Below are 20798 nucleotides of genomic sequence, written 5' to 3' on the forward strand. Positions count from 1 at the left end.
GTACTTTGTATTCATGGTCATATTTACGTGCCACTTTGAATGCCTCCTTATTCTCTTGGTTTTATTATGAAATCCTTGAGAATAAGCTGTCAACTTTTTTTATACCACACCAATGGACGAGTTTCACTTGCTCTTGAAAGAGGAACAGACGGCAGCCTATTCCGTCGAGATTTGGAAAAGATTTAGGAAATGGGGCGGCATACCGACCGCTATCACGCAGAACGTCAAAGACCTCTTGGCAAGCCGCGAAGTGGAAAACATCTTTGAAAACAGCGATTTTGTCCTCATGCTCAATCAGGCGCAGGGCGACCGGGCTATCCTTGCAAAGCAGCTCAACATTTCCCCACAGCAGATGAAGTACGTTACCCACACCGAAGCGGGCGAGGGGCTTATCTTCTACGGCAACGTGGTACTGCCCTTTATAGACCGTTTCCCGAAAGATACCGAGCTTTACCGCGTAATGACGACGAAGCCGGAGGAAGTGGGCGACGCATGAAAACGGACGTAATCATCAACAGGGACGCACTCTGCGCCCTACAGGAGTTGCCCGATGAAAGCGTCCATTGTTGCGTTACCAGCCCGCCCTATTATGCCCTGCGGGACTACGGGCTTGACGCGCAGATCGGACGCGAGGACACGCCGGAGCAGTACATTGATCGGCTTGTCGCCGTATTCCATGAGCTGAAACGGGTATTGCGCCCGGACGGCACCTTTTGGCTGAATATCGCAGACACCTACTGCGGCACCGGCAGCAAAGGCGGCTATGCCGACCCGAAAAATCCAAAGGGCAGGAACGGGCAAAGCCTTTCCCTTAACCGCCGCGCCCCGAATTGCAAGCAAAAAGATTTAATCGGTATTCCGTGGCTGTTGGCGTTTGCTCTGCGAGCGGACGGGTGGTATTTACGCAGCGACATCATTTGGCAGAAAGAAAATCCCATGCCCGAAAGCTGCAAAGACCGTCCGAGCCGTTGCTATGAACACATTTTCCTGCTTGCAAAGTCAAAGCAGTATTTCTATGACGCTGCCGCCATAGCCGAGCCGATAGCCCCCACGACGGCGGCGCGGTACAGGCAGGGACGCGCAGCCGGACACAAATACGCCGAGGAAGTCCCCGGACAGGGTAAAGTGCAGGGGATCAACAAAGCGAGGAAAGGCGGCTACTACGACGACGCGCTGATCCCCACCATGCGGAACAAGCGGGATATATGGCTGATTAACACCGTCCCATACAAGGGCGGGCATTTTGCCGCGTTCCCGCCGAAGTTGGCGGAAACCTGTATTTTGGCGGGCTGTCCGAAAGGCGGCATTGTGATAGACCCGTTCTTTGGAAGCGGTACTACGGGCAAAGCGGCGAAAGACCTTGACCGTCATTATATCGGCATTGAGATTAACATTGAATATTGCGCCCTTGCGAGGGCGCGGATTGGAGGTGAAAGCACTTGAAAGACCCGATGAAGTCCCGCGACAAAATCACGCAGAAAATGAGCCGCGACGGGCTGACCGAGCAAAACCAGACCACGGGCGAAAGCGAGCTTATCAGCAAGCGCATACAGGACGCGGATTTTCAGAAAACGCCGGAGCAGCAAGCCGCACAGGACGCGGCGCAGCTTCAAGGGGCGCTTTCCACGTCCTCTCCTTTGCCCCATGCGCCGGAGCATTTTTCAAAGCCGCAGGACGCAGCCGCCGAGCGCGTCATGGAGCATATCGGCGCGGGACAGACCCGGAAAGCCTCGAAAAAAGCTGTCCGGCGAGCGCAGGAAGCGGCAGCGTCAAAGGCGCAGCCGTCCCGTCTGCAATTTACCGACGAGGAACGGGCAACGCCGGAGCTGGAAAAGTACATCAAGAAATCGGACAAAGCCGCCGACCGTTTGGACGCAGCGCGGGCGGCACTTCCCCCAAAGAAGAAATCGCGGCTGCAATTTGACAAGCAGGAAACGCCGCCGAGCTTCGAGGGCAAGCGCAATCCCTTATCCCGCCCCGCGCAGGAAGCCGGGATTTTCGTCCATAACAAGATACATTCCGTGGAGAAAGACAATTCCGGCGTTGAGGGGGCGCACAAATCCGAGGAAGCCGCCGAGCGCATGGGAAAATACGGTGTCCGAAAGGTCAAAGAGGGCTACCGTAGCCACAAGCTGAAACCTTACCGCAAGGCGGCGCAAGCGGAAAAAGCGGCGGCAAAGGCAAACGCCAACTTTTACTATCACAAAGCCCTGCACGATAACCCGCAGCTTCGCAGCAACCCCCTTTCCCGTTTCATGCAGAAGCAGAAAATCAAGCGGGAATATGCAAAAGCGGTAAGGAAAGGCGGCGCAGCTACCGCGAAAAAAGCGGCGGAAAGCACCCGCAAGGCTGCAAAGAAAACCGCCGAGGAAACAAGGAAAGCCGCGCTCTTTGTGGCAAGGCACCCGGTAGGCGTACTGATTGCGATTGCCGCGCTGCTTTTGTTCATCATCATTTTTGCGGGGCTGTCCTCTTGTTCCTCTATGTTTTCCGGCGCGGTCAACGGCGTTGTGGGGACTTCCTACACGTCGGAGGACAGCGACCTTGTGGCGGTGGAAAACAACTACGCCGCTATGGAAAACGAGCTGCAAGCCGAGATTGACAACATCGAAAGCACCCACCCCGGCTACGATGAATACCGCTACGACCTTGACGCTATCGGGCATAACCCCCACGAATTAGCGTCCTATCTGACCGCGCTTTTGCAAAGCTACACCCCGCAGAGCGCACAGGCAGAAATCGAGCGTATCTTTGATATGCAATACACCCTCACGCTGACCGAGGAAGTGGAGGTACGCTACCGCACCGAAACGAGGACGGACAGCGAGGGCAACAGCTACACCGTAGAGGTACCCTACAACTACTATATCCTCAACGTCAAGCTGGAAACCCGCCCGATCACGTCCCTTGCGCCGGAGCTGTTAAACGACGAGCAGCTTGAAATGTTCCGCGTCTATATGGAAACGAGCGGCAACAAGCCGCTTATTTTCGGCGGCGGCTCTCCCGACGGAAGCCCGTCCGAGGACATAAGCGGGGTACAGTTCGTAAACGGTACCCGCCCCGGCAATACCGCCCTTGTAGACCTTGCAAAGCGGCAAGTCGGGAATGTGGGCGGCTATCCCTATTGGAGCTGGTACGGCTTCAATTCCCGCGTGGAGTGGTGTGCCTGTTTCGTGAGCTGGTGCTACAATCAGGCGGGCGCAAGCGAGCCGCGCTTTTCCGGCTGTCAATCGCAGGGCGTCCCGTGGTTTCAATCGCGGGGACAATGGGGTGCGAGGGATTATGAGAATATCGCCCCCGGCGACGCTATCTTTTTCGATTGGGATTTAGACGGCAGCGCAGACCATGTAGGCATTGTGATCGGTACAGACGGAAGCCGCATTTATACTGTCGAGGGAAATTCCGGCGACGCCTGTAAAATCAAGAGCTATGCCCTTACCTATGAATGTATCAAAGGGTATGGGCTGATGAATTGGGACTGACCCACCGAAGAAAGGAGAATTTTATCTATGGCTATGAACAAAATTGAACGTCTTGACCGGGAAATCCAAAAGACCCGCGAGAAGATCACCGAGTATCAGAACAAGCTCAAAGAGCTTACCGCACAGAAAACCGAAGCGGAAAACCTGCAAATCGTCCAGCTTGTGCGGGCTATGCGCCTTACCCCGCAGGAGCTTACCGCCATGCTGTCCGGCGACGCAATTCCCGGTATGGCGGCTCTCCCCGCAGACGGTTACGCCGAAGAACAGGAGGACGCAGCGAATGAAGAATAAAATCAAAAGGACTTTGACCGCGCTTTGTGCCGCCCTTATGCTCATGGGCGGCTTTTCTGTTACCGCCTTTGCACAGACGCCGGAGAACGACGCCACCAACGACACGGGCGTTGTCGTGGAAGAAACCGAGGACACGCCGCCCCTTACCCCGGACGGGAACGCTACCCTTGTGGACGATTACGGCGGCAACAAGCAGCTCATTACCGTTACCACCAAAAGCGGCAACTATTTCTATATCATCATCGACCGGGACGACGAGGGCGAAAACACCGTCCATTTCCTCAATCAAGTAGACGAAGCCGACCTTATGGCTCTTATGGAGGACGAGGACGGGCAGACGGAAGAAACGCCCGCCGTCTGCAACTGTACGGATAAATGCGAAGCCGGAGCCGTCAATACCGCTTGCCCCGTCTGCTCTGTCAATCTGGGCGACTGTACGGGCAAGGAAGCCGAGCCGGAGGAACCCGAACAGCCGGAAGAAGAAACGCAGGGTAACATCGGCGGTATTCTGCTGATCGTCCTTATCCTTGCCGGAGGTGGCGGCGCAGCGTTCTATTATTTCAAAGTCTTAAAGCCGAAAAAGGACGCGGCAAAGGGAAATGACAATCTCGATGAATACGATTTTGACGACTACGACGAGGACGAAGAAGCGGACGGCGAGCTGCCCGACGGCGCAGCAGCCGACGAACAGGAGGACGAAACCGTATGAGTGAAACACTTATCATAGCTGAAAAGCCGAGCGTGGCGGCGACGATAGCCGCCGCGCTGGGCGCAAAAGAGAAAAAGGACGGGTATATCGCAGGAAGCGGCTACCTTGTTTCCTGGTGCGTGGGGCATTTGGTACAGCTTGCGGAAGCTGCCGCCTATGGCGAGCAGTACAGGAAATGGGGTTATGACAGCTTACCCATTCTACCGCAGGAATGGCAGTACGCTGTTGCCAGCGATAAGGGAAAGCAATTCAAAATCCTAAAAGACCTCATGCACCGCGCCGACGTTTCTGAAGTCGTCAACGCTTGCGACGCAGGACGCGAGGGAGAACTCATTTTCCGTTTCGTCTATGATGTGGCGGGCTGTAAAAAGCCCATGCGCCGCCTTTGGATTTCCTCTATGGAAGAAAGCGCAATCAAGGCGGGCTTTGCGTCCCTCAAAGACGGGAAAGAGTACGACCCCCTTTATTCCTCTGCCCTTTGCAGGGCAAAAGCCGATTGGATTATCGGTATCAATATGACCCGCCTGTTCTCCTGCCTGTATGGAAAGACGCTGAATGTGGGGCGCGTCCAGACCCCGACGCTCAAAATGCTTGTAGACCGGGACGCCGCCATTACCACCTTTAAGAAAGAAAAATACTACCATGTGCGCTTGTCCCTCTGCGGCGTGGAAGCCGCAAGCGCGAAGATCCACGCCGCAGACGAAGCCGGGAATTTGAAAGCCGCTTGCGAAGCGGCACAGGCGATTTGTACTTCCGTTACCCGCGAGGAGAAAACCGTTGCCCCGCCGAAACTCTTTGACCTTACCAGCTTGCAGCGGGAAGCAAACCGCATTTACGGCTATACCGCAAAGCAGACCCTTGATTTGGCGCAAACCCTGTACGAAAAGAAGCTGCTTACCTATCCGAGAACGGACAGCAGCTATCTTACCGACGACATGGGCGGTACGGCGGCGCAGATCGCCGCCCTACTTGCCGGAAAGCTGCCCTTTATGCAGGGCGCAGACTTCACGCCGGAAATCTCCCGTTTGCTGGATAGCAAGAAGGTGTCCGACCACCACGCGATTATCCCTACAATGGAGCTTGCGAAAGCCGACCTTGCTGCGCTGCCGGAAAGCGAGCGCAATATCCTTACCCTTGCAGGGGCGCGTCTTTTAATGGCTTGCGCCGCGCCGCATATCTTTGAAGCGGTTACGGCGGTTTTCTCCTGCGCGGGACAGGAGTTTACCGCAAAGGGAAAGACGGTGCTTGCCGAGGGGTGGAAAGGCTTTGAACGCCGCTTTATGGCGACGCTGAAAAAGAAAGCCGATACCGAGGACGACGAGGAAAACGCCCTTTCGCTGGACGTGCCGCCCTTTGCCGAGGGGCAGACCTTTGACAACCCGCAAGTGGCGGTTACGGAGCATTTCACGACGCCGCCGAAGCCCCATAACGAAGCGTCGCTGCTTTCTGCTATGGAACGCGCCGGGAATGAGGAAACCGACCCGGACGCGGAACGCCGGGGGCTTGGGACGCCCGCCACCCGCGCCGCTATCATTGAAAAGCTGGTAAAGGGCGGCTTTGTGGAGCGCAAGGGAAAGCAGCTCATTCCGACCAAAAGCGGGATTGAGCTTGTCTGCGTCCTGCCGGAGGTACTTACTTCCCCGCAGCTTACCGCCGATTGGGAAAACAATCTGACGCAGATTGCAAAGGGCAATGCCGACCCGGACAGTTTTATGACGGGCATTGAAACCATGACGCGGGAGCTGGTAAACACCTATCCTTTTCTTTCCGACAAGGAAAAGGAGCGTTTCAAAGAGGAAAAGCCGGTGATCGGCAAGTGTCCCCGTTGCGGCGCGGACATCTACGAGGGCAGGAAAAACTACTACTGCTCGAACAGGGATTGCGCTTTTATCATGTGGAAAAATGACCGATTTTTTGAGGAACGGAAAGTAACCTTTTCCCCGAAGATTGCCGCCGCCCTCTTGAAAGACGGGAAAGCGAAAGTCAAAAAGCTGTACTCCCCGAAAACGGGGAAAACCTACGACGGCACTATCCTGTTAGTCGATACGGGCGGGAAGTACGTCAACTACCGAATTGCAATCCAGAGGGACAGAGAAGTTACGCAGCAAGCATAGGAAAGGGGTACCCTTTCCGTAAAAATCCCCGTTTTCGTCTGCCGACGATTGCGGGGATTTTGCTTGTTGGGAAGTGTCCCAAACCCTCTTGAAAATCTGAAACGAAAGGAGCGACCGAATGAGCGAACAATTTTCTATCTTACTTGGAAACCATAGCCGCCTTGAAGCCGGACAGACGGACGGCGCGTGGCTGCCTATGCCCGCCACTACGGAGCAGCTTCACGACGCTATGAGGAATATTGGCGTTACCGCAGAAAACCCGCAGGATTTATTTGTGGGCGGCTTTGCAAATACCGAACAATGCCCCTTTGACGTGCCGCTTTCCGTTATCCAAAGCGGCAGCATAGACGAGCTGAATTATCTTGGAAAGCTGCTTGAAATGCAGCGCGACGAGGATAAAGCGAAGTTTGCGGCGGCGGTTACGCTGGGCGAGTATGCCGGAAATCTCAAAGACCTTATCAACCTTGCACAAAACCTTGACTGCTATTGGATTTATCCCACCGTCCAAAACGAAGAAGATTACGGCTACTATCTGATCGACGAGCTGGACGAATTGGAGCTGCCGGAAGAAGCAAAGCGGTATTTCATGTATGAGGAATACGGGCGGGACGCCGCTATCAACGACGGGGGCAGATTTACCGAACAGGGCTATATCTATAACAACAAAAACACCTTTTCCGAGTGGTACAACGGGCGCGAAAGCGACATACCCAAAGAATACCGCATTATGAGCTACCCGCAGCCGGAGCGCGGCGAAACAGAACGGACAGACTTTGACGCGGCGGCTACTATGCCGCCCGCCGCCGAGCCGCGCCCGGTTATCCCCCTTATCCTTACGGCGGACAATCCCGCCGACAAGATGAAAGAGATTACCGACCGTCTGGAACAGGGCATTATGGGCGTGTTTGAAAGCGAGCGGTACGCGGAATATTTGCGTACCATGTCAAAGTTTCACAATTACAGCTTGAACAACACCCTCTTGATTGCCATGCAGGGCGGCAATTTGGTAAAGGGCTACCGTCAATGGGAAAAGGAGTTTGACCGCCATGTGAAGCCCGGAGAAAAGGCAATCAAGATACTTGCCCCCGCCCCGTACAAAGTTAAAAAGGAACGGGAGAAAATCGACCCGGACACGAAAATGCCCGTGATCGGCGCGGACGGAAAGCCTGTCATGGAAACGCAGGAAATTACCATACCCGCCTACAAAGTGGTATCTGTCTTTGACGTATCGCAAACCGAGGGAAAGGAGCTGCCAGACCTCTCTGTTTCCGAGCTGACGGGTGATGTGGAGCAGTACCGGGACTTTTTCGCAGCCCTTGAACGGACTTCCCCCTTTGCCATTGCCTTTGAAACGCTGGACGGCGGCGCAAAAGGACGCTGTTATTATGAAGAAAACCGTATTGCAATCCATGAGGGCATGAGTGAATTACAGAACATTAAAACGGCAATTCACGAAATATCCCATGCGACTATGCACGACACCGCCCCGGACGACCCTACGCGCCCCGACCGCCGTACCCGCGAGGTACAGGCGGAAAGCGTCGCTTACGCCGTCTGCCAGCACTACGGGCTTGACACGTCCGACTATTCTTTCGGATATGTCGCCGGGTGGAGCAGCGGCAAGGAGCTTTCGGAGTTGAAAGGCTCTCTTGAAACAATCCGCAGCACCGCCGCAAAGCTGATTGAAACCATTGACGGGCATTTTGCTGAAATCCAGCAAGAGAAAGCCGCCGTACAGGAGCAGGAACAGGAAGCGCAGCCTATCACGCCGGAGCTGCAGCCCGCACAGGAACAGCCGGAACAGGCGACGCCGCAGGAAGCCGCCCCGCGGGAAGCGGAGCCGCCCGCCGTGAAATACTATCCGATCAACGAAGCTGCCGCCCGCCGCGCAAAGGAAATGAACAGCTATTCCGACTACAAGCCCGGTAGTGCAACGGCAGAATACCGCAGCTATGTAGAGGAGGCCGTACAGCTTGCCGAGCGGCAGAAAGCGCGGGTAGACCCGATGTACCATGAGAAAATCGACAGTCTGCTTGATACCTACGCCCGGAAACTTGCGGCGAATATGAACAAGGGATTTGAGATCGACGCCCGCGTTCCCTCTATTCTGATTGCGGGCGGCTCTAATTTCCCTGTCCGTAAAAAGGAAAAGCAGAACGCCGCCCGCGATACCAACTACCGGGAGTGGCAGGACATTCAAGGCTTACTCGATAAAATCCGCAGTACCGGCATGGGCGGTATCAGCGCGGACGACCCGCAGGCGGTTCAAAAGCTGGAAAAGAAACTTGCGGGCTTGGAGAAAGCACAGGAAACCATGAAAGCGGTAAACGCTTATTACCGCAAGCATAAAACTCTTGACGGCTGCCCCCATTTATCAGCGGAGAGTATCGAGAAAATGAAAGCGGATATGGCAAGCCAGTGGCATATCGAGGATAAGCCCTATCCAACATGGGCGTTATCCAACAACAGTGCAGAAATCCGGCGTGTGAAAGAGCGTATCAAATCCCTTTCGCAGCAACGGGAAATCGGCTATGTCGGCTGGGAATTTGAGGGCGGCAAGGTGGAAGCCAACGCCGAAGCAAACCGTCTGCAAATCCTCTTTGAAGAAAAGCCGGACGCCGCCACGCGGGAAGAATTAAAGTCAAACGGTTTTCGGTGGTCGCCCAAAGCCGAAGCATGGCAACGGCAGCTTACCGATAACGCATACCGTTCCGCAGACTACATCAAAGCCATTTTGCCCCTTTCCGGGGAAAGACCCTCGGAGCTTTTACGGGCGCATATCCGGCAGCAAAAGGCAGCTTCACAGGAGGCACCCGCGCCGGAGCCGATTTACAAGGTACACACAAACCCGCGCAGCGACAGCCGGGAAAACCTTTGCTTTTTGCAGGCATATATCCCGCAGGAGGACGGGAAAGCGCAGATCGGGGACGTGCTGTATATCGGTACGCCGGAGAAGTGCCGCGAGCTGATGGCGCAGCTCAACGCCGGGGAGCTGACGCAGGGCGAAGTGAAAGAGCTTTACGCAAAGGCACAGGAAGCCGGACAGGATAAAGATACCTTTTCCATTTATCAGTTAAAGCGCGGGGACGAAACAAGGGACTTGCGCTTTGAGCCTTATGACCGTCTACAAGCGGCGGGACAAGCCGTAGACCGGGCAAATTATGAGCTGATCTATACCGCGCCCCTTGCGCCGGACACTTCCCTTGAAGATATTTACACACGCTTTAATATCGACCACCCCGCCGACTTCAAGGGACATAGCCTTTCCGTTTCTGATATTGTGGTGCTTCATCGGGACGGCAGGGACGCCGCCCATTATGTAGACAGTATCGGCTATCGGGAAGTGCCGGAGTTTTTCAAGGAGCAGGAGCGACAGCTTACCCCCGACGAGCTGGAAACGGGCGAAACCGTGAAAACGCCGAGGGGGACTTTCTATGTAACCGCCATGAGCCGCGAGCAAATGGAAGCCGCCGGGTACGGGCTTCATCATCAATCCGAGGACGGCAAGTATCTGATTATGGGGAATGGGACGCGGGCTTTTGCTATTCCCGCCGAGCAGCCAGAAAAGGTCAATCCCTTAAAGCACATCGAGGACACCGTAGAGCAGAACGACAACGCTTTTGACGGGCTTATCAATAATACGCCGCAGACGCCCACCGCCGGAGAGCTGGAGCAAAAAGCAAAGGCGGGCGAGCCGATCTCCCTTGCGGACTATGCTGCCGCAATCAAAGCGGAGAAAGAGCGCGGCGGCGCAAAGCAGGAAAAGCCCTCTATCCGGGCGCAGCTTCGAGCTGAAAAGGAACGGGCGGCGCAGAAAAAGACCGTAAAGGCGAAAAATCACGAATTGGAGGTATGAGTATGGTACAGTTTACCGTTGAAGAAACAAACCTTATGAGCATTTACCACGAGGGCGGCAAGGCGCAGCTTATGGAGAACATGACCGCCGCGCTGCCCGATATGGACGCGGATATGCGGGAGCTTGCAAAGCGCACCCTTTCCAAAGTGGACGCTTTGACCGATGAAGAATACGCGGGGCTTGCTGTCTATGCCGCCGATGAAGCATGAATGCGGTGAAGCGGCTGACGCCGCCGCAAAGCCGGAAAGTCAATGCCCTTGTAAAACGGGAGTGTTGCAACTGCGTAGACGGTAACTGCCTTTTGCTGGACGACGGGGACGAGTGCGTTTGTCCGCAGCTCATTTCCTATTCGCTGCTTTGCAAATGGTTTCGCGTCGCGGTACTTCCCGCCGACAAGCTCCTGTATGCGGAGCTGATGAACACCGAGGACAAAAGACGTTGTATCGAGTGCGGCGCGTCCTTTGCGTCCAGCTCAAACAGCGTCAAATACTGCCCGGAGTGCCGCAAGCGGATCACCCGCAGACAAGCCGCCGAGCGTATGCGAAAAATGCGCTCCCTGTTACGCGATAGGGGCGCAAAAAGCCTTGTATAGCGCGGCTCTGACAGCCGCTTTTCCATAGGGTAAGGGCTTTATACCTTTTCCCTCAAAAATGGCGTTCTACTGCGTAACGCCTTTTCCTACACCCATAGAAAACCGGGGCGCGGTGGCCACACAATCGGCTGCCGCGTCCCGGCTTTTTCTGTTTTATAAAACTTCTATATCCGCTATGTAATATGGCATTGCGCCGATAAAGGTATTGTCCTCTGTCTTTAAGACAAGCAAGTCGGTTTCTCTGATGTAGCGTCCATAGTCAATACGCTGCACATATCCTACAAGGGTTTTCCCGTCCGTGAATGTAATTTTCACTTTGCTCCCTATGTCGATATAATATTCCATGCCGTACATATCATTTTCTTTTGTTACTCTGATACACGCCGTAATATCAACGATTTTCATTTTATTCCCGTTCCTTTCCTTTCTCCTGTTCCGGCTCTCTTGGCTGCCGCAAAATGCTGTCAATGTTTCGCTTGATAACGTCGTATTCTTTAACCTGTTTTTTCAGCTTGCCATAGTCGGCGTATAGGGCTTCTTTACGCTCTTGCAACTTGGCGTACTCTGTTTGCAGCGCGGCAATATCGGGAAGTTTGGAAATACCCGCCCCCTTGATTGCCTTTACTGCCGCTTCATACAGGATTATATCGCGCTCATGGGCTGCCCGGTAGCTGCCCCTATCCTTTGCCCTGCGGTAAGCGTCATAGGAGGGCTTTGTCTTTTGGTAGGTGGTAATATTCTTGATAAGCACCGCCATATCGGAAAGTCTTGCTTCCACGTCCTTTAATGCTTCTGCTGCCTGTCCGCTTGCCGCCTGGACTTCTGCGATCTTGGTGGTCAAATCCCCGTACTGTTCAATCCCGTGTGTTGTGAGGAAGTTATACGTCTTTGCTGCCTGTTTCAGATTGTGGATTTTCGCCCATTGTTCATAGCCCCGGCTCTGCGCCGCTTTGATACTGTTTTCAATGTCAATGAGCAGCGACACGCCCCGATCTGCTTGCGGGACTTTTGCAGCGCGGGTATGCTTGCCCTCTATCCGTTCCTTGATTGCGTCCTCGGTGTAGTCTGCGCCGATAGTCTTTAAGCGGGTAAACCGTTCCTGTCCCGGCACAAGGCAGGACACATATTTTCCGCGCTTTATCTCATAGCCCAACCCTTGCAGACGGGATAGCAATTCCTCGAAACTGTTTACTTGCGGGATAAGCGTATCAATGGCAATCTTCAATTTTGCCTTTGCGGATTTCTCCTTGTGGTACGCGGCATAATTTTTCCCCTTGCTGCCTTTCTCCGGCACGACTACCGACAAGCCGTTTTCCCGGCACAGCCTGTCGCTGATGTTGCGTATGCCGTAATAGGTGCGCTTATTGGAAACGTACTTGTGGTGGTCTACAAAGTTGACCGCGCAAAAAATGATATGGTTATGGATATGCCCCTTGTCAATATGCGTCGTAAGGACGTATTCATGCTGCCCCTTTGTTACCGCGTCGGCAAGCTGCCGCCCGATCTCATGGGCTTTTTCGTAATCGACTTCCCCCGGCTCAAAGGATTGTATCAAGTGGTGGGCGAGGTTGTTTCCCTTATCCAACGCTTGCGACAAGGTAAAGGCAAACTCAATGTCCGCCGTTTCATAGGAGCAGCCGAAAGAGGACACAAGCATTTTCCCGTCCGTCTTGTCCGGGTTTTGGATATAGTCAAGGGCTTTGCTCAACGTGCTTTTAACAGGTTTAATCTTTGTAACCGCCATATCTCCGCAAGCACCCCCTTGATTTCCTCTATGTCCTCTTTATAGACGCTGCCCGTCGCATTGACGCGCCGCGCTATCTGATTGATATTGACCCCGATTTTCTGTATCTCTGCTGTCATAGCCTTTATGTCGCTATGGTCTATCTGAATGATGTACCCGTCGATTGCCATTTTCCGCAGATAGCTTTCCATGTTCCGGGTGGGGACGAGCTTCATTTTCTGCTCAATCAACGCCCGTTCTTCCTCGGTTACTCTGAATTTGATTTGCACCGTCCGTTTCCTGCCGCTCATGCCGCGCTCCTTTCTCCCTGCAAAGAGGGTTTGGGACACTTCCCAACAAGCAATTTTCAGCCGCCGCGCCGCAGGGCGCAGGGGGCGAAAATACGGAAAGGGTACCCCTTTCCTATGCTTGCTATTCATCTTTTCGTATTCTCCCACGATGAAAGCGCAGATTTGCCGAACACTTCCGCAGAAAAAGAAAAACGCCATAGAAACAATGCGTTTCCATAGCGTCCTTTTTCCTGTTTTGCTTTGTGCTTACTCTTTTTCGACTTCCGTAATTTCCCTTGCCGTTGCGGTTACAATCCGTATGCCCTTATCGCTCATACCGTCCAGCAGCGCGTCAAGCTGCCGACGATTGGTGGATTTCTCCGCGTCGCTGTTCGGAAAGAAAAATTGATCTACCGAAATATGATACCGGGTTACAAGGTCATAGAACACCTGTAAACTCGGCTGTTGCCCCTTGTTCTCGATATTCGCAAGGTAGCGCGGGGAAATATATAACTCGTCGCTTACCTTTTTCCGGCTCTCGCCGTATTCTTTTCTCGCGGCTTTTATGGCTGCCCCGAAAGCCTTAAAATCGTACAATGGTACAGGTCGTTTCGCCATTTTTATTCACCCTATTACATTCTACTGTTCACCTTTCCTTTTGGATATGTCTACATAATTCATAGCATTGGTTTAAATACTTCCTATTATTCACGCTTTGCCTATTGCTATTATTCGCTCGACCGTATATAATATATCATGGTAGGTTTTAAGCAGAAAGGACGGGTGCTTGTATGGAATATATATCTTGCGCGGAAGCAGCGGCAAAATGGGGCATTTCCGAAAGGCGGGTACAGAAACTTTGCGAGGGCGAGCGCATACCCGGCGCGGTAAAGTTCAGCCGGGTTTGGCTGATACCCAAAGACGCGGAGAAGCCGATTGACGGAAGAAGAAAGAATATCTTATAAATGATTGTAACGTTTTTCAATATCGTTAGTCTTAAAAGAAAGGAGAGTGCAAATGAGCCTATTTAGTCATATCAGAAAATCCGGGCAGCCTATTCCTCTATCCAAAGCAATTCTCCATACTGCCATTATTACCTGTTTAGGACTAATGACGGGAGCATTGATTAAGCTGCTCGATATTTATACTACTAATCTCGGAAATATTTTTTCGCAAGTATCTGTTTGGATTTTTCTTTGCACATTGATTTCCGTATATAGCAATTCCGCTATAAGAGCTGCGGTTAATGTATTTGGTTTTTGCATGGGAATGTTATTAACCTATTACATAACAGCAGAAATGACGGCAAGCGTTTATTCACTCACCTTTGTTTATGGGTGGACGATATTCGCTTTATTTTCTCCGCTTATGGGATTTTGCGTTTGGTACTCGAAAGGGAAAAGCTGGGTTTCAAGGATAATCTCTATTGGAATTATTATAGTAATGCTTGTGGCTTCAATCGTACTGTTTGATAAAATCAGAGTATCAGACATTCTATTTGCAGTATTAACAGGCTTCATCTTATTCAAAAATTAAGGCTATCAAAAAGATAAAGAAAGCGAGGTGGTGAAGTGAAAGACTTTGAAAAGATATATTCGGAATACTTCGATACAGTATTTCAATATACACTTTCCCTTTGCAAAGACGAGGCATGGGCAGAGGAACTCACTCAAGAGGCTTTCTTTAAGGCTCTAAAAAATATTGGCACTTTTCGCGGAGAATGTAGATTAAGTGTTTGGCTTTGCCAGATTGCAAAAAATACATTTTATACAGAGGTCAAACGGCAACAAAGACAAGCTGACTATCCTTTAGATACTATCCCGGTTACTGAAAACATAGAGCAGCAATTACTCAATAAAGAAACTGCTTTTGAACTTCACAGATTGCTTCATCGGTTAGACGATCCCTATAAAGAGGTATTTTGGATGCGTACTTTTGGTGAACTCTCCTTTGCAGAGATCGGAAGCCTTTTTGGAAAATCTGAAAGCTGGGCGAGGGTGACTTATCATAGAGCAAAATTAAAGATTAAGGAGGGCATAAAATGAAATATCCTTGTAGTTTGATACAGGACTTGTTGCCCCTATACCATGACGGGGTTTGCAGCGAAGAAAGCAACAAAATTATTGAAGCTCATTTGTCGGAATGTTCTTCTTGTAAGGACTACTACAATTCTCTTTGTGAAGCAGATGAAATCTTTGCGGCTCCACAAAATGCCGAGTTGGAAATGAAAAAAGCAGCGTCTTTTCGCTCGATAAAAAGAAAAATACGCAAAAAGCAAATATTTGTTGTTGTACTTGCATTTGCCATATTTGCGGTCGTATCTTTTTCGATTGTCGGCCTTTTGAAAAAATCCGAGCAGGTAATTTCCTATGAGGATAATATCTCTGTATCAATGGTAGACGACAGCTTGATCGGCAGATTACAAGGCAATCAAGCAAATTACCTTAAAATAAAGCAAGTGGAAATCGAGAATAACGGGCAGAAAGACACCTATTTGTTCTTCTATCTGTCGGGAACAAAGTGGGACGATATTCTTACAAACGATGATGTATTTTCCGAATATGTGTTATGTGCTGCTAATAAGGGTGCAGAACGCATTGACCGTGTGTTTTACTATACAGGGGATTATACAGGAATAGAAAGCATGGATATAGGTGATTTGCAGAAAATAATTGACAATTCCGTTTTGCTTTGGAGCAAATAGTAGTTCATATCAGAGATTGGAAAGTGGCGCACAAAAAAGTGCGCCACTTTTTTTGTAACGAATTGCAAGTTGCGTAGTCATAGAGAAAAGAGGAAAGAGAGGTTTACTATGTTTCAGAAATTAAAGCGGAAGTGCCGCCCTACCACAATCTTATTAGCAATAGGCTTTTCCATTTCCATAATGTCCGTATTGGTTGGCATTAGCGCAATCAATGATATTCTAACGTCTTTAGCAGAAGCCGACCAAGAAATCCCCATATTTAATACCATGCAAAACACAGGGATTTCCCTTGCACTCTCAATTTATCTGTTTTCTATTGCGAATTGCCTTGTGGTTACAAACTATTGGATTATTACGAAGCGTCGAGACATGGCAATCCGTAAAGCGTTCGGCTGGTCAAATTATAACCTCATTTGCGCGGTGGTATCAGAAATGGCAGAAATATTGCTTGTCAGCCTTTGCATAGGGTTTCTTTTAATTGAGGTGTTTTCACGCATGACAGAGGGTATCATATCCATTCATATAACACCTTTTTTCCTATGTGGTACGCTTCTGCTCTTGCTTTTTACATTGGTGATTTCCGTTATCATTCCCGTTATTCGCATTTTGAAAATACACCCAGCGGAGGTGATTTCGTAAATGAAACTTTTAAGATTATCTATCAAGGAAATTAGAAAAAAGAAGTTTTTTTCAATATTGATATTACTTGTATGTGTTATTGCTATGCAGACGGTTCTATCTGCTATCACAAATGCGACCAGCGCAGCTTATCAGCAAAAAATATTTGAAAGCAATATAGGCGTTGATATGGAACAGGTATTGCACTTGGATTACCAATATACAGAAGAAAGCCCGGAGTTTGCAAATGTGATCCGGCAATATCTTGACTATATCAAAGAACTTCCGGGCGTACAAGCAGTAGGTCAGTTTGACGCAACAGGTATGTATTTTTCCGAACTCGAAAACATGGACGAATATAGAGCAATCAATGGTGAGTTATTAAAAGGTCAAAAATACGAAAATTATCCGGGAATATCACAGCTATTGAGTATCGACGAAGAAATGTTGTCATTTATCAAAGGCGGTATTACAGAATATGCAACTACTACAAGCGGTTTGCTTCCTCTCTATGTAAGCGAAATATTCAAGGATATTTTATCAGAGGGGCAGATACTTACCGATGAGCGCACAGGAGATCAGTACGAAATTGTTGGATATATTCCCACAGGTGCAAAATGGGTTGAAGAAGATGATTTAATCCGCTTTCCCTTGATTTCATTAAAAGGCTGGTTTATTGCTCCTTTTACGGAGCAAAGCCGTAATGATATTATGACGCAGCTTTCTTCTTTGCATAACACCTATATACTCCTTTCCGATAGTGCGGATATAAATTTTCTTAAAGAGCAGATTTCTACATATCCGTTACAACATGGATTTGAAGCGTCGGCTATGCTTTTATCGGACGAATATAAAGTATATCAGTCAGAAACAGCAACATTTACTATACGGCAAATGATACTTGCGATTTTTATTTCTATTATGGCAATTAGTTCCGTTGTTGCAGTATTTACTACCAATGCTTTATTGAAGAAAAAACAATATGGCATTTGGATTGCAAACGGCTTTACTCTCTCCGATATAGCGGCTGAAATAGCTATTGAAATATTCATCATCATTTTCTGTTCGGGTATTTTTGCTTGGGGAATGAAATGGATAGAGTTTGCTCGAAGTACAGATCTATTCAAAACTGTTTTGCTAACAGCGCATATCAGATACACGCTTCCAATCTGTATTGTAGTTATTTTTATTTTGACGGGAATTGCAGCGTTAATTCCTATAACAAAATTATTGAAGTATCAGCCTTGCGAGTTGATAGGAGGAGATACAAATGGCAACGATTGAATTAAAAGACATAACAAAAGAATACAGGAGTGATGAAATTATTACTCCGGCTTTGAAAAATATCAGCTTAAAAATAGGCACTGGTGAGTTTGTAGCGATAATGGGGGCTTCAGGCTCCGGCAAGACAACATTATTAAACATTATAGGCTGCATGGACGTTCCTACCAGTGGTACATATTTGCTTGATAACGAAGATTTAGGGGGTGCAAAGGAAAAACGCTTATCTTCCATTCGCGGCAAAAAAATATCATTTGTCTTTCAAAACTTTGCCCTTATCGGGGATTATACCGTATTGGAAAATGTAGAAGTCCCATTGATAAAGCAGCCGCTATCAAAAGCTGAACGGAAGAAAAGGGTCTTATCTGCATTGGAACTTGTAGGCATATCTAATTTAGCCAAAAAGAAACCGTCGAATATATCCGGCGGTCAGAAGCAACGAGTAGCAATCGCAAGGGCGATTGTATGCGGAGCCGAAACAATACTTGCGGACGAGCCAACAGGCGCATTAGACAGCAAGACGGGAAATGAAATTATGCGAGTATTTTCGGAATTAAACAACATGGGAAAGACTGTCATTCTTATCACACACGATAAAAATGTTGCGTCATACGCCAAAAGACTAATTACCATTCAAGACGGGAGGATTTTAAGTGATGAAGAAATATAAAAAAATCGGAGTTTATTTACTTGCTATTTGCCTTATCTTTGCTCTTACGGCCTGTAATGACAGTGAAGCCGACGAATTCACTTCTTTACGAAGTTTTGAATATCACTTTATCCCCGAAGAATATGAGGAAGAATATAGTGAGTATGAAAAGACGATTACACTTGAAGCCGATACAGACTATCAATTCAAAGTGGACGCAACTTGTGAAAGTGGGACAATAGAAATCCGTCTTACCTATGAGAACGCGGAAGAAACAATGTATATCGTCAATTCCTCTGCTCCATGTAATGATAAAATAAACATTCCTGCAAATACAACGGAAACCGCTTGCTTTTCGATCACTATTGTTCCCGAAACCAAAGGTGATGTTGTAGTAGAAGTATTAACGCGATAATAGTAGATAATCGGGCAGTTTATTCACTAACCGCTGTTTTAGCGGCTAATGCAAAGCGGCGGTTGGAAAATAATTTTTCAGCCGCCGTTTTCTTTTTCAAAAAATGAGAATACGGGGGGTGTATTAAAGTCGCCCTTTTTTAAGGATACGGCGGTATCTTGGAGGTATCGCCGTGTCCATTTTCATTTACTGTAACCCGCCTAACGCTTTACTGTCAAAAAAAGCCATTACCCACCAGCGGGATATTCCGGCTATGAGTATGAACTGCCAATACATTTAATTACTGCTTACATTTCCTTTGCGCTCGTCCGCGTCTTGCGGGCGGGCGCATTTTGCTGTTCGCAAAAGTTTTTTCAAAAACTTTGCTTTTCCATTTGGCATAGACACGGCACGTCCGTGGAAGGCAGCCGAAAGGGGATAAATAACCCGCCCCCGGGAACGAGAGGGGGTGAGAACATGGATTACCCTGCTCGGTTTGAATGGCAAACGAGATGTGAGTTTAATGCGTACTGCAAACGCACGTTACGCAACGAACTGATTGACGCTTGCCGGGAACGCAAAAGCCGCAAGCGGCACGAAGTGAGCTTTGCAGACCTTACCCCGCAAGAAGAAAAGCAGCTTTATACCGTTGACAGATATTTTGTCAACGAGGACGAAGAAGCCTTTTGTGCGGGTGGCTTGAAGATCACCGCGAAACTGCTTGCCGAAGCTCTGCACTCCCTGCCGGACGAAAAACGTCAAGCCGTACTGCTGTACTACTTTTTCGACATGACAGATGTTGAGATCGCGGAGCTGATGAAAGTACCCCGCAGCACAGTACAGTACCGCCGGACAAGCTCTTTTGAACTGCTAAAACGATACTTGGAGGAACGCGCCGATGAATGGGACGAATTGTAACACCGACGAGCGCGGCTTATTGCCCTACCCGGTCATTTTAGCCGCGACAAAGGGCGACCCGGAAGCCATGAGCATTGTTATGCAGCACTACCAAAGCTACATAGCCCACCTGTCTATCCGAAAAATCCGCGACGAGCGCGGCAATACCTACTACGGAGTAGACGAGGACTTGCGGGAACGGCTGCAATCAAAGCTCATGCGGGCTGTCCTATCTTTTAAGGCAGATAAGTAAACGCGAAGCGTTTAACCCCTTTCCGCTTTGCGTAAATCTGCCCTGTTTGCTCCTTGACAAAGAAAGCGGCGCAAATTAGTGGCGGCGCAGCATAGGGCAAGATCGGACACATTCTCCCTGTACCGAGCCGGACGGCGGGTGCGCCATGACCGCTTTTCCCCGTAAGGGAAAAGCAGAGCGAACAACACCGCGCCGCAAAGCAAGCGTGGCAGCTTGCGGGCGACGACCGTACAGGCAGGACAATGATACTCCCGCGTTGAACGCCCTCACAGCATTGCGCGGCGCACCCACAAGCATGGGACGGGGTGAAACTCCCGTGGAGCTGTTGCCAGCAGCCGTCCGATGAAAAGCCCATTTTCGTATTGTACTTTTTAGCCATTTTACGAAAGGGGGTTTTTCTTATGGCAAAAAAGGAAACCGCAAGCCAGACCGCCCCCTTGCTTCCCATGCTTAAAACCGTTGAGCAAATGAGCAAGGTTAGCGGTATTGGAGAAAATAAGCTGCGCGAGCTTATGGACAGCGGAGAGCTTGAATATATACAGAATGGAAACCGTAGGCTGATTGCCGACGCTGCTATTTGGGATTGGTACGAACGAGCCAAAACAGCAGTCAATCCCCCGGCAAAACAAGGGGGGTAAGCTATGGCAATCTCTACACGACAAGTTAAAAATAAACGCGACAGTAACGGCATACTGACCGGGCGACCGGGTACAGTGTATGACGTGAATATAAAGTACATAGCCCCGGACGGCAAAAAGAAAACCTATGCCAAAAAGGGCTTTGCCACCAAAAAAGAAGCGGCGCAACATGAAGCGGAGATAAAAACGAAGCTCTGGTGTGGTATAAAAAAAGTTGACAGCTTATTCTCAAGGATTTCATAATAAAACCAAGAGAATAAGGAGGCATTCAAAGTGGCACGTAAATATGACCATGAATACAAAGTAC

The 20798-nt window shown here is 49.8% G+C and carries 24 protein-coding genes and 1 pseudogene; 21 read left to right on the forward strand and 4 right to left on the reverse strand.

Translation table 11 applies throughout. The features are described 5' to 3' along the window. Positions 1-112: 112 nt before the first annotated feature. The 9 genes and pseudogenes from H6A32_RS14665 to H6A32_RS14705 all read left to right on the forward strand — a co-directional run. Positions 113-496, forward strand: a pseudogene (locus tag H6A32_RS14665) (VirB4-like conjugal transfer ATPase, CD1110 family); the annotation flags it as partial. Beyond that, entirely contained in the window at positions 493-1443 is a 951-nt protein-coding gene (locus tag H6A32_RS14670) for a DNA-methyltransferase (RefSeq protein WP_087150712.1), read from the forward strand. The pseudogene H6A32_RS14665 and the gene H6A32_RS14670, both read left to right, overlap by 4 nt. 38 nt (positions 1444-1481) lie before the next feature. Beyond that, the gene (locus tag H6A32_RS14675; protein ID WP_087150794.1) at positions 1482-3482 is read left to right on the forward strand and encodes a CHAP domain-containing protein; all 2001 of its coding nucleotides are present in this window, start codon (positions 1482-1484) and stop codon (positions 3480-3482) included. A gap of 27 nt (positions 3483-3509) precedes the next feature. After that, positions 3510-3773, forward strand: a complete 264-nt coding sequence (locus tag H6A32_RS14680) for a DUF4315 family protein (RefSeq protein WP_087150711.1) — start codon at positions 3510-3512, stop codon at positions 3771-3773. Further along, a complete protein-coding gene (locus H6A32_RS14685; protein WP_087150710.1) occupies positions 3763-4482 on the forward strand; it encodes a DUF4366 domain-containing protein in 720 nt (239 codons plus the stop codon). Before H6A32_RS14680 ends, H6A32_RS14685 begins: the two co-directional genes overlap by 11 nt. Then, on the forward strand, positions 4479-6596 hold the full coding sequence (locus H6A32_RS14690) for a DNA topoisomerase 3 (protein ID WP_087150709.1): 2118 nt from the start codon (positions 4479-4481) through the stop codon (positions 6594-6596). The genes H6A32_RS14685 and H6A32_RS14690 overlap by 4 nt, the downstream gene beginning before the upstream one ends. A gap of 118 nt (positions 6597-6714) precedes the next feature. Continuing rightward, positions 6715-10452 (forward strand): YodL domain-containing protein, encoded by a 3738-nt coding sequence (locus H6A32_RS14695; RefSeq protein WP_087150708.1) that lies wholly within the window; start codon positions 6715-6717, stop codon positions 10450-10452. Then, complete coding sequence (locus H6A32_RS14700; RefSeq protein WP_085929481.1) at positions 10449-10661, forward strand: transposon-transfer assisting family protein; 213 nt, start codon at positions 10449-10451, stop codon at positions 10659-10661. The genes H6A32_RS14695 and H6A32_RS14700 overlap by 4 nt, the downstream gene beginning before the upstream one ends. Further along, the gene (locus H6A32_RS14705; protein WP_087150707.1) at positions 10658-11044 is read left to right on the forward strand and encodes a cysteine-rich VLP domain-containing protein; all 387 of its coding nucleotides are present in this window, start codon (positions 10658-10660) and stop codon (positions 11042-11044) included. Before H6A32_RS14700 ends, H6A32_RS14705 begins: the two co-directional genes overlap by 4 nt. Before the next feature lie 153 nt (positions 11045-11197). On the opposite strand, the gene H6A32_RS14710 is transcribed toward H6A32_RS14705, so the two are convergent. From H6A32_RS14710 to H6A32_RS14725, 4 genes are all read right to left on the reverse strand, one after another. Further along, positions 11198-11449 (reverse strand): hypothetical protein, encoded by a 252-nt coding sequence (locus tag H6A32_RS14710; RefSeq protein WP_087150706.1) that lies wholly within the window; start codon positions 11447-11449, stop codon positions 11198-11200. A 1-nt stretch (position 11450) separates the two neighbouring features. Beyond that, positions 11451-12788 (reverse strand): relaxase/mobilization nuclease domain-containing protein, encoded by a 1338-nt coding sequence (locus tag H6A32_RS14715; RefSeq protein ID WP_087150705.1) that lies wholly within the window; start codon positions 12786-12788, stop codon positions 11451-11453. After that, complete coding sequence (locus H6A32_RS14720) at positions 12749-13078, reverse strand: plasmid mobilization protein (RefSeq protein ID WP_087150793.1); 330 nt, start codon at positions 13076-13078, stop codon at positions 12749-12751. The genes H6A32_RS14715 and H6A32_RS14720 overlap by 40 nt, the downstream gene beginning before the upstream one ends. A 246-nt stretch (positions 13079-13324) precedes the next feature. Then, positions 13325-13675 carry a helix-turn-helix transcriptional regulator gene (locus tag H6A32_RS14725; RefSeq protein ID WP_072853024.1) on the reverse strand — a complete coding sequence of 117 codons (351 nt, stop codon included), beginning with the start codon at positions 13673-13675 and terminating at the stop codon, positions 13325-13327. A 173-nt stretch (positions 13676-13848) separates the two neighbouring features. Here H6A32_RS14725 and H6A32_RS14730 point away from each other — a divergent pair, with 173 nt between their 5' ends. From H6A32_RS14730 to H6A32_RS14785, 12 genes are all read left to right on the forward strand, one after another. Next, on the forward strand, positions 13849-14022 hold the full coding sequence (locus tag H6A32_RS14730) for a helix-turn-helix domain-containing protein (RefSeq protein WP_087150704.1): 174 nt from the start codon (positions 13849-13851) through the stop codon (positions 14020-14022). A gap of 52 nt (positions 14023-14074) precedes the next feature. After that, complete coding sequence (locus H6A32_RS14735; protein WP_087150703.1) at positions 14075-14593, forward strand: DUF6518 family protein; 519 nt, start codon at positions 14075-14077, stop codon at positions 14591-14593. Positions 14594-14628: 35 nt separating this feature from the next. After that, positions 14629-15102: an RNA polymerase sigma factor gene (locus H6A32_RS14740; RefSeq protein ID WP_087150702.1), complete on the forward strand. Its 474-nt coding sequence runs from the start codon at positions 14629-14631 to the stop codon at positions 15100-15102. Then, on the forward strand, positions 15099-15761 hold the full coding sequence (locus tag H6A32_RS14745; RefSeq protein WP_087150701.1) for a zf-HC2 domain-containing protein: 663 nt from the start codon (positions 15099-15101) through the stop codon (positions 15759-15761). The genes H6A32_RS14740 and H6A32_RS14745 overlap by 4 nt, the downstream gene beginning before the upstream one ends. Positions 15762-15869: 108 nt before the next feature. Next, positions 15870-16400 (forward strand): FtsX-like permease family protein, encoded by a 531-nt coding sequence (locus H6A32_RS14750; protein ID WP_087150700.1) that lies wholly within the window; start codon positions 15870-15872, stop codon positions 16398-16400. After that, complete coding sequence (locus H6A32_RS14755) at positions 16401-17663, forward strand: FtsX-like permease family protein (protein ID WP_087150699.1); 1263 nt, start codon at positions 16401-16403, stop codon at positions 17661-17663. It abuts the gene before it with no gap. Next, positions 17650-18330 carry an ABC transporter ATP-binding protein gene (locus H6A32_RS14760; protein WP_087150698.1) on the forward strand — a complete coding sequence of 227 codons (681 nt, stop codon included), beginning with the start codon at positions 17650-17652 and terminating at the stop codon, positions 18328-18330. The genes H6A32_RS14755 and H6A32_RS14760 overlap by 14 nt, the downstream gene beginning before the upstream one ends. After that, positions 18317-18724, forward strand: a complete 408-nt coding sequence (locus H6A32_RS14765; RefSeq protein WP_087150697.1) for a hypothetical protein — start codon at positions 18317-18319, stop codon at positions 18722-18724. The genes H6A32_RS14760 and H6A32_RS14765 overlap by 14 nt, the downstream gene beginning before the upstream one ends. Before the next feature lie 456 nt (positions 18725-19180). Beyond that, positions 19181-19621: an RNA polymerase sigma factor gene (locus H6A32_RS14770; protein WP_009270761.1), complete on the forward strand. Its 441-nt coding sequence runs from the start codon at positions 19181-19183 to the stop codon at positions 19619-19621. Next, positions 19602-19853: a helix-turn-helix domain-containing protein gene (locus H6A32_RS14775; RefSeq protein ID WP_087150696.1), complete on the forward strand. Its 252-nt coding sequence runs from the start codon at positions 19602-19604 to the stop codon at positions 19851-19853. Before H6A32_RS14770 ends, H6A32_RS14775 begins: the two co-directional genes overlap by 20 nt. 401 nt (positions 19854-20254) lie before the next feature. Further along, positions 20255-20491, forward strand: coding sequence for a helix-turn-helix domain-containing protein (locus H6A32_RS14780; protein ID WP_087150695.1), 237 nt, complete (start codon positions 20255-20257; stop codon positions 20489-20491). A gap of 3 nt (positions 20492-20494) precedes the next feature. Next, a complete protein-coding gene (locus tag H6A32_RS14785) occupies positions 20495-20734 on the forward strand; it encodes an Arm DNA-binding domain-containing protein (RefSeq protein WP_243424953.1) in 240 nt (79 codons plus the stop codon). Positions 20735-20798: the final 64 nt, after the last annotated feature.

It is taken from the genome of Drancourtella massiliensis, from assembly GCF_016900655.1.
Lineage (GTDB): Bacteria > Bacillota > Clostridia > Lachnospirales > Lachnospiraceae > Sellimonas > Sellimonas catena.